Origin of the sequence: Rhodopseudomonas sp. BR0C11, assembly GCF_010820945.1 — a bacterium.
Classification (GTDB): Bacteria; Pseudomonadota; Alphaproteobacteria; order Rhizobiales; family Xanthobacteraceae; genus Rhodopseudomonas; species Rhodopseudomonas palustris_H.
The window spans coordinates 1-11609 of the sequence record NZ_QTKI01000127.1 but is presented as its reverse complement, the minus strand read 5'-3'; the positions used below and the strand labels follow the sequence as shown (position 1 = coordinate 11609).

Here is an 11609-nt window from a genome sequence, read left to right as displayed (position 1 = left end):
GACCCCTGCAGCCAGCCGTTCTCCGTCAGCCGCTCCACCCCTTCGGCATAGAGGCGTGCCTGCGCGGCCGGAGTCGCCGGCTGCGGCAATTTGCCGTTCTCTACCGCGCGGGCCATCGGCCCGCCGGGAAACATGTTGAGTGCATACAGCGTGACGCCATCGAGACCGATGCGCCCGACCGTGTCGATATCACGCCGCCAATCGGCGTCGCTCTGCCCCGGCAGCCCATAGATCAGATCGCACACTACCGAGGTCCGGCCCTGCGCCATCAGTTCGGAGAGAAATTCCGCAACCTCTTCACCGGTGCGCTTGCGACCGAGCCGCCGCCGCACTTCGGTGGAAAAGCTCTGCACGCCGATCGACAGCCGATTGACTCCGGCATCGGCCAGCCTCTTGGCCTTGGTGATATCGAAGCCGTAGGACCGCCCCTCCAGGGTGATCTCACAGTCGGAGCTGAGCGGGAGATAGCGGTGCAGCGCCGCGATCAGCCGCGCCAGATCTTCCGCATCGAGCGCCGACGGCGTGCCGCCGCCAATATAGATTGCGTCGATCGGCGCACTCGCGATCAGCGGCGTATGCGACTTGGCGGCGAGTTCCGCGATCAGGTCGTCGACATAGGCCGGGCCGGCTTCCGGCCGCCATACGTTCTCAAAGAAGCCGCAAAACAGGCAATGGTTTTGGCAATACGGCACATGCAAGTAAGCCACCGCCGTCTCGCTGCGCGGCGTGGCGAACACCCGCTCCATTACCGCCTGGGCATTGTCTTCATCGACCGGCCGGCTGCCGCGCCACGGCGGCGAAAACGCGCGCTTGCCGAACGCCTCGGTGAGCGGATCGCAGCCGACGCGCACCAGGTAATCGCCGATCGATGCCGGCTTGACCGACATCGGATGACCGGCGCCATGCCCCCGATGACCACCGTGCCCGTGAATAGTCCCGTGCCCGGCATGCACTGGTGCGGCGCCCCGATCGCCCTGCTTCACCTCAGCCATTCTCACCGCCCGCGCTCCATCATCAAACGGGCAGCAATGCCAGCCGCGCGCGACGCACGGTCAGCCGACACATGCGCGTGCGAATAGCTGGCCAGCCCGACCATCCGATCACACTCGTTATTTGCAAACAGGGGCTGGCGGGCGCTGCAAAACGCAGGGAGCTGGCTGGCACAGCGCAAGGCACAATTCGACCTCGCGTATCGTGAAGTTACGACGCACCGCGGCGCAAGCTCAAGCGCCGATCGCTCCGTTTATAGTAATTATAAGACACATTTTCGGATCACCGCTTATAACCAAGCGCTCACGTCGATGTCAGCAACAACACCAGAAGCGGAATGATGACAGCATCCGATCGATTGGGCGCAGATCCTACGCAAGCCGGGGCGAGCCCGAGTGGCGTGCGCGCCGTCAGCATCGTCGGCAATCAGATCGACAGCCGCGAATTGTTCACGATGGATCGGGAAATCGTGATCGCGCATGGCGACGATCGCTATCGCCTCCGCCTCACCTCGCAGAACAAGCTGATCCTGACCAAATGATCGCGAACGCTCACATCAAACGCCATCGCGCCGCTGTGTTCGCCGCGACGTTGCTCGCAGGCTCCTTCTCGCTTCAGGCGACCGCAGCCGAGATCAAGGTGCGCGATGCGCACGGCCGTGACGTCACTGTTGCTGATTCCTCGCGCACGCTGTCGATCGGCGGCGCGATCACCGAGGTATTGGCCGATCTCGGCCTGGCGCAGCGGATTGCGGGCGTCGATTCCACCAGCGTGTATCCGCCCGAAGCGGTCGCCGGAAAACCTAACGTCGGCTACTTGCGGCAACTATCCTCGGAAGGCGTGATCGGACTGAACCCGACCCTGATCCTGGCGATGGATTCGGCCGGTCCGAAGCAGACGATCGATGCGATCACTTCGGCCGGCATTCCGCTGGTGTCGGTGCCGGAGGCGTATTCCGAACAGGGCTTGCTCGACAAGATCGCGCTGATCGGCCACGCCATGGGCGCCGACAAGGCCGCGACCTGCCTTGCCTCCGCGGTCGGCGACGACTTCACCACGCTGCGCAAGCTGCGCGCCGCGATCACCAAGCCGGTTCGCGTGATGTTCGTGATGTCGCTGGTTAACGGCCAGGCGATGGCGGCCGGACGGAACACCGCGGCGGATTCGATCATTGCTCTAGCCGGCGGCGTCAATGCGATCGACGGTTACGACGGCTACAAGGCGATCAACGACGAGGCGATCGTCGCGGCGCGTCCCGATGTCGTGCTGACGATCAAGCGCAGCCGCGATTCCTTCGAGGCCGACGCGTTCTACGCCCATCCGGCGTTTGCGCTGACGCCGGCCGGCCAGCACCGCGCCTTCCTGGCGATGGACGGACTGTATCTGCTCGGCTTCGGGCCGCGCACGCCGGCGGCGGCAGTCGAGGTCGCATCGAAACTGTACCCGCAGCTCGCAGCCGAGGCCGCCGGCTTCAAACCGAAGGCCACCACGGTCGATTGCCGCTCATGAGCGTGTTGGCGCTTCCCCGTCGCAGCCGCGCCGGCGCGCCGCGCCCCGGCAGCGCGATCACACTCGCCGTGCTCGGCGGGTTGCTGATCGCCGCAATGGCACTGGCGATGACGGTGGGCGCCGCCGGCATTCCGCTCTCCCGCCTGCCCGCAGCGCTCGGACTGACCGGCACCGCGGGCGATGCAGCGACAACGCGTGATCAGCTGGTGCTGTGGTCGATCCGGATGCCGCGGATTCTCACCGCCGCGATCGTCGGCAGCCTGCTCGCGGCAGCGGGCGCGCTGATGCAGGGCCTGTTCCGCAATCCGCTGGCCGACCCGGCGCTGGTCGGCGTCGCCAGCGGCGGTGCCTTTGGGGCGGCCGCCTCGATCGTTTTGCTCGTGCATCTGCTCGGCCCGCATCTCCGCGTCCTGCAGGAGTATCTGCTGGCGTTCGCCGCTTTCGGCGGCTCGCTGATCACCACCATCGTGCTGTACCGGATAGCAAGCCGATCGGGCCGCACCTCGATCGCGCTGTTCCTGCTCGCGGGTCTTGCGATCGCGGCGATCGCTAACGCCGGCCTCGGCGTTCTGGTGTTCGTGGCCGACGATCGCCAGCTCCGCGATATCACCTTTTGGATGCTCGGTTCGCTTAGCGGCGCCAACTGGGCCAAGGCCGCCTCCACCGGTTCGGTCCTGCTGATCGCGCTCTTGGTGCTGTTGCGGATTGCAGGACGGCTGGATCTGCTTGTCCTCGGCGAGACCGAGGCGTTTCACAGCGGCGTCGACGTCGAGCGGCTGAAGCGGACTTCGATCCTGTTGGTGTCGGCAATGGCCGGGGTTGCGGTCGCGGTCACCGGCGTGGTCGGCTTCGTCGGCATCGTCGTGCCGCATCTGTTGCGGCTGGTGATCGGCCCGTCGCATCGGTTGTTGCTGCCCGCCTCCGCCGTTCTCGGCGCAGTGATGCTGGTCGTCGCCGACACGGTGGCGCGCACCGTCGTCGCGCCGGCCGAGATGCCGATCGGCATTCTCACTGCAGCGATCGGTGCACCGTTCTTCCTCGCCATCCTGCTACGGCAGCGCAAGTTGGTGGGGCCATGAGCGGTGTGCTGAAAGCCGAAGCGGCCTCCTTCGCACTCCCCGGCGCCACGCTGGTCGATCGCGTCGATCTCACAATCGGCCAGGGTGAACTGGTGGCAATCGTCGGCCCCAACGGCGCCGGCAAGTCCACCCTGCTGCGGATGCTGTCCGGCGATCTACGGCCGACCTCCGGCACCGTCTCGCTCGACGGGCGCGCGCTCTCCGACTATCCGCCCCGCGCGCTTGCCGCCCGGCGCGCGATGCTGGCGCAGCACACCACGGTGTCGTTCCCGTTCTCGGTCGAGGAGATCGTTGCGATGGGCGCGGACATCGATCCCCGCAAGGCGGCGCCGCTGTTCGACGCCGCGCTCCGTGACGTCGGCCTCGACCATTTCCGCCACCGCGATATCACCACGCTGTCGGGCGGCGAGCAGCAGCGCGCCCATTTCGCCCGGATCCTGGTGCAATTGTGGAGCGGCGAAGCGGACGCCGGCCCTGGGCTACTGCTGCTCGATGAACCGACCTCCAGCCTCGACATCCGCCACCAGCTCGATCTCGCCGAGACTGCGCGGCGCTGCGCCCGCCGCGGCACCACCGTGATCGCGATCCTGCACGATCTCAACCTCGCTGCCCGATTCGCCGATCGCATCATCGTGCTCAGTGGCGGCCGGATCGCCGCCGACGGAACGCCTGCCGCCGTCTTGCGGCACGAGCTGATCGCCGACGTGTTCGATGTCGCCCTCACCGTCAACACCGACGTCGCGGGCCAACCTTTCGTGCTGCCGGAGCTCGCCGACGATCGCCACGCCGCCGCCCACGCCTGAGCGCGCGCCGCCTCTGCGTACCACATCACAGACATTCTAAGTAACGACGGCCTCGACGCGGACGGTTTTGGACCGGTTCAATTTGTTGGCCCGCAACCGAGCGCTTAGTCTTGCCCGGTGATGCGAACGCATCTGCGTCGCACGGCCGACACCTGACAATTATCAGTTTCATTGTTTGCAGCGAAAGACCCATCGTCAATGAGCGTCAACGTGATTTTCGGCTCCGATGCCGGCGCGACTCGCGCCGTTGCCTCGCGGATCGCCAAGCGGCTGCAGGGCCGCGCCGTCGATATCAAATCCGCATCAGCCGCCGATTTCGAGGGCTGCAGCCTTCTTATTCTCGGCGCGCCGACTTACGGCTTCGGCGATCTGCAGACCGACTGGGAAGCCAACATCGACAAGCTCACCTCCGCCAATCTGGCAGGCAAGAAAGTGGCGCTGTTCGGCACCGGAGACCAGACCAACTATCCGGACAGCTTCGTCGACGCAATGGGCCTGCTGTACGACCACGTCATCGAGCGCGGCGCCACGGTCGTCGGCTTCACCGAGACTGCAGGCTACGACTACACCGCCTCCAAAGCCGAACGTGACGGCCGCTTCGTCGGACTCGCGCTCGACGAGGACGGCCAATCATCCAAGACCGAAAAGAGGATCACCGAATGGATCAGTCGTCTCACATGAGTGCAGCGACTTTGCAGATCTTCCAGCACCACCTCTACGAGCTGTCGAAGGGGCTACGCCCGCTCGCGATGATGACGCTTCCGTCGGTCGAGGCCACCTCGATCGTGGCACGGCTGCGTACCGCCGGAATCGCTCACCACGTCCACGAAGCCTGCCAGCATCGCATCAACGTGGTGTTCGGCGTCGCCTCCGCGGTCCGCACCGTGCAGGGCTTCATGACCGGCCCGCTGTGCAACCTGTCGGCTGAGCACGACTTCATGCTCGGCATCCTGCTCGGCTACGACCGCGAAATGCAGTGCCACCGTTTTCTGTCGCGTGCCGGCGGCAACACGGTCGAGGCGGTCGCCGAACCGACCCACACCGTGGCGCCGAGCGAGCCGGTGCTGATCCACTGACGGTCCGTGGGCTGGATCGCCGCTCGACCATTCGTGCACGGACATGGTCCGCAAGCGCTATCCGTGAGGGGAAGGGTCACCCCACCCCTCACGTCATCGCCCGCGAAGGCGGGCGATCCAGTATCCCAGAGCGCTAGTTGATCTGTCGTGCGCTCACGGACAACTCTCTGCAATACTGGGTCCCCCGCCTGCGCGGGGGACGACGATGATGTTCGGGGCGATTCATTTTCCGACAGCGACGTCGCTGCGACGTGCGCAGTGGACGTGCTTCACTCCTCCTTGAAGCCGTATTCGGCGTTGTTGCCGGTGGCGCCGTAGTATTTGTACGGCAGGAATTTGCCCGACATCGTGATCTTGACGCGGTCGCCCTTCGGGTTCGGCAGCCGTTCCATCACCATGTCGAAATCGATCGCCGACATGATGCCGTCGCCGAATTCTTCCTCGATTAGCGCCTTCCAGGCCGGGCCGTTGATCATCACCAGCTCATAGAATCGGTAGATCAACGGGTCACGCGGCGGCATGGTGATGCCCTCGCCGCGCATCGGCACCTCGTTGAGCATCGCGGTCTCGACTGCCGACAGTCCGAACAGCTCAGCCGCCTTCGCCGCCAGCGGCTTGGTCAGCTTCATCTGGCCGAGGATCGCACCGACCACCAGCACCTCGGAATGGCCGCCGATGGTTTCGCAGATGTACTTCCAGGTCCAGCCCTTCTCGCGCTTGATGTCGAGCAGCTTCTCGGTCAGTTCGGCTCGCTTCATGGTCGGTCTCCTTAGGTGAGGTGGGGATCGGTAGGTGATAGGATCAGCGGGCGTTGGCCTGCAGCGGCACCAGCGCAGCGTCCTCGACGCCGGGCCGGACGACTGGCACGTGCAGCGGATCGTGGTGCGGATTGGTGCTGGTGAAGGTCTTGCTGCGCGTCACCAGGAAGTCGACGATGTGGTTGCGCAGCCCGTAGTAGTAAGGATGCCGGTGCAGATCGATCCGGGCGCGATCCTTCGGCAACGGGTTCTCGACGATCTCGGCGATCACCGCGCCGGGGCCGTTGGTCATGAGATAGATCTTGTCGGCGAGATACATCGCCTCGTCGACATCGTGGGTGATCATGAAGGTGGTCTGCCCGGTCTCGAGGCAAATACGGCGTACCTCGTCCTGCAGCGAGCCGCGGGTCAACGCATCGAGCGCCGAGAACGGCTCGTCCATCAGCATGATCTTCGGCGTGATCGATAGCGCCCGGGCGATGCCGACGCGCTGCTTCATGCCGCCGGACAGTTCGGACGGACGCTTGTGCTCGGAACCGGTGAGACCTACGAGATCGATGAAGCGCTGCGCATGGGCACGGACCTTGGCCTTGTCCCAGCCCCGCCACTTCGACGACACCGCATAGGCAACGTTGCCCATCACAGTGCGCCACGGCAGCAGCGCGTGGCTCTGGAAGATCACCGCGCGGTCGAGGCTGGTGCCTTCGATCGCCTGGCCGTCGACGATCACCGCGCCTTCCGTCGGCTGGTCGAGGCCGGCGAGGATGTTGAGCACGGTGGTCTTGCCGCAGCCGGAGTGGCCGATTACGCAGCCAAATTCGCCGAGCGGCAGCGACAGCCAAAGGTTCTCGAAGATCGTGGTCTGTCCCCCGCCCGCGGCCGGATAGCGCTTGGCGATCGCCTCGACGGAAATGAACTTGTCGGTCATGGGGCTCACTCCGGAAACGTGACCATGCGGGTGAACCGCGCCAGCACTTGGTCGAGCAGCATCCCGACAACGCCGATCAGCAGGATCGCGATGATGACGTTGACGATCGACAGGTTATTCCATTCGTTCCAGACGAAGTAACCGATACCGGTTCCGCCGACGAGCATCTCGGCGGCGACGATCACCAGCCAGGCGATGCCGATCGAAATCCGCATGCCGGTGAGAATGGTCGGCGCAGCGGCCGGCAGGATCACCGTGAAAGCCCGGCGAACGGTGCCGACTTCGAGCGTGCGGGCGACGTTGATCCACTCCTTGCGGACCGAGGCGACACCGAACGCCGTGTTCAGCAGCATCGGCCACACCGAGCAGATGAAGATCACGAAAATCGCCGACAGGCTGGAGTCCTTGATGGTGTAGAGCGCCAGCGGCATCCAGGCGAGCGGCGAAATCGGCTTCAGCACCTGGATGAACGGATCGAGCGCCTTGTTCATCAGCGGTGACATACCGATCAGAAAGCCAAGCGGGATCGCGACAGCTACGGCCAACAGATAGCCGGTCATCACCCGCGCGATCGAATAGCCGAGCTGAATGCCGAGGCCCTTGTCGTTGGGGCCGTTGTCGTAGAACGGACGCTTGATGTGCTCCCACAGCTTGGCGCCGACCTCGAACGGCCCTGGCATCGCCGATTTGCCCTGGGTCGCGGTGGCGCCCATCAGCGCCGCATATTCCGGGCTCATCTTGGCGACTTCACTGCTGCCGCGCGTCGCCAGATGCCAGGCGGCGATGAAGCCGCCAAACAGCAGCAGCGAAACCACCGCGGCGCGTAGGCGTAGTGATTTGGTCATGACGTCACCCGTCGTGTCAGTGCGGGACCTGGAGGCCGGCGGCTGCGGCTTACGGGAGCCACCGGCGGCGCTGTTGCGACGCTCGTCGTCTGGGAGCCGCGGGCCGGCAACGGTGGAGATCCAAACATACTGCCGCCAGCCCCCGTCCCTTACGAGGCCTTCTTGATCTTGAAGCTGGCGAGATACTGATCCGGGTTGGAGCCATCGAACGGCTTGCCCATCACCGAGAACGACCGCGAGGTGGTGTCGGGCGCCGCGAGACCGGCCTCCTTCATCAGCTTCGCCGTGTCGGTCGCGAGATAGACCTGCTCGGCAATCGTCTTGTAGTCGACGTCGCCCTTGATCTGCCCCCAGCGCTTCATCTGGGTCATGATCCAGATCGCAAAAGACTGCCACGGGAACGGATCGAAATCGATCCGGTTCGGCTGCTTGACGACGTTGCCGAGGCCATCGGCATAGGTGCCGGTGAGGATCTGCTCCAGCACGATGGCCGGCTGGTTCAGATAGTTGGCAGGCGAGATCGCCTGCGCTATTTCCTTGCGGTTCTCTGGCTTATGCGCGTAGGCGGTCGCCTCGATGATCGACTTGAGGAGCGCGCCGTAGGTGTTCGGCATCGTGGTGACGAATTCTTTCGATGCGGCGAAGGCGCAGCACGGGTGGCCGTCCCAGATTTCCTTGGTCAGGATGTGGATGAAGCCGACGCCATCATAGACCGCGCGCTGGTTCATCGGATCGGGAGCGAGATAGCCGTCGATGTTGTCGGCGCGCAGGTTGGCGACCATCTCCGGCGGCGGCACGGCGCGGATCTGGACGTCGACGTCGGGGTCAAGACCGTGTTCGGCCAGATAGTAGCGCAGCAGGTAGTTGTGCATCGAATAGTCGAACGGAACGGCGAATTTGAAGCCCTTCCAATCCTTCGGATTGCGGCGATCCTTGTGCTTCATCGCCAGGGTGATCGCCTGGCCGTTGATGTTCTCGACCGCTGGCATGGTGTACGGGATCGGATTGGAGCCGACGCCCATCGTGATCGCCAGCGGCATCGGCGACAGCATGTGCGCCGCGTCGTATTCCTTGTTCAGAGTCTTGTCGCGGATCACCGCCCAGCCGGCGGTCTTGATGACTTCGACGTTGAGGCCGTACTTCGCATAGAAACCCATCGGATGCGCCATGATGATCGGCGTGGCGCAGGTGATCGGGATGAATCCGACCTTGAGGTCGGTCTTTTCCAAGGGACCGCCCGAGGCGAACACGTCGGTTGCGGTCTGCAGCGGGAAGAACTGAGACACCGCGGCGAGCGCGGTAGCGGCACCGACCGACTTCAGAAACGCGCGCCGCGAGGCATCCTGCGGAAACATTGCGCGCATCACCGCGGACGCGACAACGCCTTCGAACCGTTTCTCCTCGCCCTGCGTCACGGCGCTCTGCAGCGCAGCGGCCTGCTCGGCAGCATGCTCGGCTTCGGTAGCATGACGGCCACAACTACAACCCGTTGTGTGCAGCCGGCGATTGGGATCGAACGGATTGTCGAACGTAGACATGGGACCTCCTGCGTGACGTCGAGGTCCTGATCGCAAGGAGTGTGCCAAACACCGGATGGCCGCCAGATGCGACGATATGGGCGGTTTCAGCGGATTGCTGAATACGAAATCTCGTAATATACGGGAATTCGTAGTCGAGTTACGAAAATTCGGAGTGTCCGATGGACCTCTCGTCGCCCTCTTCGCTCGCCGCCACGCTCGATTTGCCGCTGCGCGCCGCCGTGTTTGACAGCGCCGTCGAGGCCGTGCTGCTGGTCGACCCGACGCTCGACCAGATCGTCGATGCCAACGGCGCCGCCAGTGCCCTGCTCGGCCACGACCGTGACGTTCTGCTGCAGACCCGGTTCAGCGCGCTGCACGGCGCGCAGCTTCCTGCGCTCGTGGTGTTTACCCAGGCCGTGTTCGCCAAAGGCACCTATTGGACTCACGCGCTGACGCCGGTGCACGCCGACGGCACGCAGCTTCGATTGGAATACGCCGGCAAGCTGCTGCCGTATCGCGGCCGCTCGCTGCTGCTATTGACGATGAGCGATCTGGAGCAACGCCGGCGGCGCTATGTCGACGCCGTCGCCGACGACTACATGCGCGACGGACTGCCGGCGTGGCAGCGGGTCGAGCGGGTGTTTCAGGACATCGAGCGCGAGAACCAGCTCATCCTGCGGGCGGCCGGCGAAGGCATCTACGGCGTCAACGCCGAGGGAAAGACCACCTTCGTCAATCCGGCCGCGGAGCGGATGCTGGGCTGGTCGGCCGAAGAGCTGGTCGGCAAAGAGATGCACGCCATGGTGCATCACAGCCACCATGACGGACGGCACTATCCCGGCCAGCAATGCCCGATCTACGCGGCGTTCCGCGACGGAGCGGTACATACCGTCGACGGCGAAGTGTTCTGGCACAAGGACGGAACGCCGGTCTGGGTGGAGTACACTTCGACGCCGATCCACGACCGCAGCGGCGGCGTGGTCGGCGCGGTGGTGGTGTTTCGCGACGTCAGCCAGCGCCACGAGGCCGACGAAAAGCTGCACGCCGCGCTGGCCGAAGTCGACCGCCTGCGCGAGCGGCTGCAGCTCGAAAATGATTATCTGCAAGAAGAAATCCGGATCGAGACCAATCCGCGCGGCATCATCGGGCAGAGCGAGGCGATCCAGACCACGCTGCGCCAGGTCAAGCTGGTCGCACCCACTGCCGCCACCGTGCTGATCACCGGCGAATCCGGCACCGGCAAGGAACTGATCGCGCGCGCGATCCACGAAGCCAGCACGCGCCGTGACCGGCCGCTGATCAGGGTCAACTGCGCAGCAATCCCACGTGAACTCTTCGAGAGCGAGTTCTTTGGACACGCCCGCGGCGCCTTCACCGGCGCTGTGCGCGATCGCATCGGCCGCTTCGAGCTCGCCGACGGCGGCACCCTGTTCCTCGACGAGGTCGGCGAGATTCCGCTGGAGCTGCAGAGCAAACTGCTCCGCGTGCTGCAGGAAGGCAATTTCGAACGCATCGGGGAGGAGCGTACCCGCAATGTCGACGTCCGCCTGATCGCCGCGACCAATCGCGACCTGAAGCGGGAGGTGCAGCGCGGCCACTTCCGCGAGGACCTGTATTTCCGGCTCAGCGTGTTTCCGATCGAGTCGGTGCCGCTGCGCGATCGCCGCGAGGACATTCCGCTGCTGGCGCAGCACTTCCTCGCCAATGAGGCCCGCGAACTGAAAACCGAGCTGCGGCTGTCGCAGGGCGACGTCCGCCGCCTGATGCGCTACGACTGGCCCGGCAACGTCCGCGAACTGCAAAACGTGATCGAACGAGCTACCATTCTGGCGCAGAACGGCAGGCTGCGGCTCGACCTGCCGGAAACGGCCAGCGGCCATGCCTCGGCCGCCAGCGGCCGTCAGAAGCTGGACGCCCGCCCCGCGGTGATGACCGCGGCCGATCTCCGCAGTTTGGAGCGCGACAACATCATCGCGGCGCTGCGCGCCTGCAAAGGCAAGGTGTTCGGCGACGACGGCGCGGCGGCGATGCTCGACATGAAGCCAACCACGCTGGCGTCGCGGAGCAAAGCGCTGGGCATCGGCTCGCCGCGCGCCCAGGC

Annotated in this window: 12 protein-coding genes; 7 read left to right on the top strand and 5 right to left on the bottom strand. The window is 64.9% G+C overall.

The window, feature by feature from the left end:
- Window positions 1-992: radical SAM protein (locus DYI24_RS12120; RefSeq protein WP_164572462.1), on the bottom strand; the 992-nt coding region annotated here is incomplete at its 3' end.
- A gap of 335 nt (window positions 993-1327) precedes the next feature.
- On the opposite strand from DYI24_RS12120, the gene hemP reads away from it, so the two are divergent.
- The 6 genes from hemP (at window position 1328) to DYI24_RS12090 (ending at window position 5457) form a co-directional block, all read left to right on the top strand.
- Window positions 1328-1531, top strand: coding sequence for a hemin uptake protein HemP (gene hemP, locus DYI24_RS12115; protein ID WP_164572461.1), 204 nt, complete (start codon window positions 1328-1330; stop codon window positions 1529-1531).
- A complete protein-coding gene (locus DYI24_RS12110) occupies window positions 1528-2499 on the top strand; it encodes a heme/hemin ABC transporter substrate-binding protein (protein WP_164572460.1) in 972 nt (323 codons plus the stop codon). The genes hemP and DYI24_RS12110 overlap by 4 nt, the downstream gene beginning before the upstream one ends.
- Window positions 2496-3578: a FecCD family ABC transporter permease gene (locus DYI24_RS12105; RefSeq protein ID WP_164572459.1), complete on the top strand. Its 1083-nt coding sequence runs from the start codon at window positions 2496-2498 to the stop codon at window positions 3576-3578. Before DYI24_RS12110 ends, DYI24_RS12105 begins: the two co-directional genes overlap by 4 nt.
- Window positions 3575-4381 carry a heme ABC transporter ATP-binding protein gene (locus tag DYI24_RS12100; RefSeq protein WP_164572458.1) on the top strand — a complete coding sequence of 269 codons (807 nt, stop codon included), beginning with the start codon at window positions 3575-3577 and terminating at the stop codon, window positions 4379-4381. Before DYI24_RS12105 ends, DYI24_RS12100 begins: the two co-directional genes overlap by 4 nt.
- A gap of 198 nt (window positions 4382-4579) precedes the next feature.
- Window positions 4580-5062 carry a flavodoxin FldA gene (fldA, locus tag DYI24_RS12095; protein ID WP_164572457.1) on the top strand — a complete coding sequence of 161 codons (483 nt, stop codon included), beginning with the start codon at window positions 4580-4582 and terminating at the stop codon, window positions 5060-5062.
- A complete protein-coding gene (locus DYI24_RS12090) occupies window positions 5059-5457 on the top strand; it encodes a DUF2023 family protein (RefSeq protein ID WP_246701235.1) in 399 nt (132 codons plus the stop codon). The genes fldA and DYI24_RS12090 overlap by 4 nt, the downstream gene beginning before the upstream one ends.
- Before the next feature lie 269 nt (window positions 5458-5726).
- Here the strand turns inward: DYI24_RS12090 and cynS are convergent, their stop codons facing one another.
- The 4 genes from cynS to DYI24_RS12070 all read right to left on the bottom strand — a co-directional run bounded on the left by cynS (window position 5727) and on the right by DYI24_RS12070 (window position 9526).
- Window positions 5727-6215: a cyanase gene (gene cynS, locus DYI24_RS12085; RefSeq protein WP_107344081.1), complete on the bottom strand. Its 489-nt coding sequence runs from the start codon at window positions 6213-6215 to the stop codon at window positions 5727-5729.
- A gap of 43 nt (window positions 6216-6258) precedes the next feature.
- Entirely contained in the window at window positions 6259-7143 is an 885-nt protein-coding gene (locus DYI24_RS12080; RefSeq protein ID WP_164572456.1) for an ABC transporter ATP-binding protein, read from the bottom strand.
- 5 nt (window positions 7144-7148) lie between these two features.
- Window positions 7149-7988: a nitrate ABC transporter permease gene (gene ntrB / locus DYI24_RS12075; protein ID WP_164572455.1), complete on the bottom strand. Its 840-nt coding sequence runs from the start codon at window positions 7986-7988 to the stop codon at window positions 7149-7151.
- A 149-nt stretch (window positions 7989-8137) separates the two neighbouring features.
- The gene (locus tag DYI24_RS12070) at window positions 8138-9526 is read right to left on the bottom strand and encodes a CmpA/NrtA family ABC transporter substrate-binding protein (protein ID WP_107344078.1); all 1389 of its coding nucleotides are present in this window, start codon (window positions 9524-9526) and stop codon (window positions 8138-8140) included.
- Window positions 9527-9687: 161 nt separating this feature from the next.
- On the opposite strand from DYI24_RS12070, the gene DYI24_RS12065 reads away from it, so the two are divergent.
- Window positions 9688-11609: sigma 54-interacting transcriptional regulator (locus DYI24_RS12065; protein ID WP_164572454.1), on the top strand; the 1922-nt coding region annotated here is incomplete at its 3' end.

What these genes read in the sequence shown, in the direction of transcription:
- cynS (WP_107344081.1), bottom strand. Translation starts at nt 6,215, where the DNA reads ATGAAGCGAGCCGAACTGACCGAGAAGCTGCTCGACATCAAGCGCGAG.
- hemP (WP_164572461.1), top strand. Translation starts at nt 1,328, where the DNA reads ATGATGACAGCATCCGATCGATTGGGCGCAGATCCTACGCAAGCCGGG.
- DYI24_RS12090 (WP_246701235.1), top strand. Translation starts at nt 5,059, where the DNA reads ATGAGTGCAGCGACTTTGCAGATCTTCCAGCACCACCTCTACGAGCTG.
- fldA (WP_164572457.1), top strand. Translation starts at nt 4,580, where the DNA reads ATGAGCGTCAACGTGATTTTCGGCTCCGATGCCGGCGCGACTCGCGCC.
- ntrB (WP_164572455.1), bottom strand. Translation starts at nt 7,988, where the DNA reads ATGACCAAATCACTACGCCTACGCGCCGCGGTGGTTTCGCTGCTGCTG.
- DYI24_RS12105 (WP_164572459.1), top strand. Translation starts at nt 2,496, where the DNA reads ATGAGCGTGTTGGCGCTTCCCCGTCGCAGCCGCGCCGGCGCGCCGCGC.
- DYI24_RS12080 (WP_164572456.1), bottom strand. Translation starts at nt 7,143, where the DNA reads ATGACCGACAAGTTCATTTCCGTCGAGGCGATCGCCAAGCGCTATCCG.
- DYI24_RS12100 (WP_164572458.1), top strand. Translation starts at nt 3,575, where the DNA reads ATGAGCGGTGTGCTGAAAGCCGAAGCGGCCTCCTTCGCACTCCCCGGC.
- DYI24_RS12070 (WP_107344078.1), bottom strand. Translation starts at nt 9,526, where the DNA reads ATGTCTACGTTCGACAATCCGTTCGATCCCAATCGCCGGCTGCACACA.
- DYI24_RS12110 (WP_164572460.1), top strand. Translation starts at nt 1,528, where the DNA reads ATGATCGCGAACGCTCACATCAAACGCCATCGCGCCGCTGTGTTCGCC.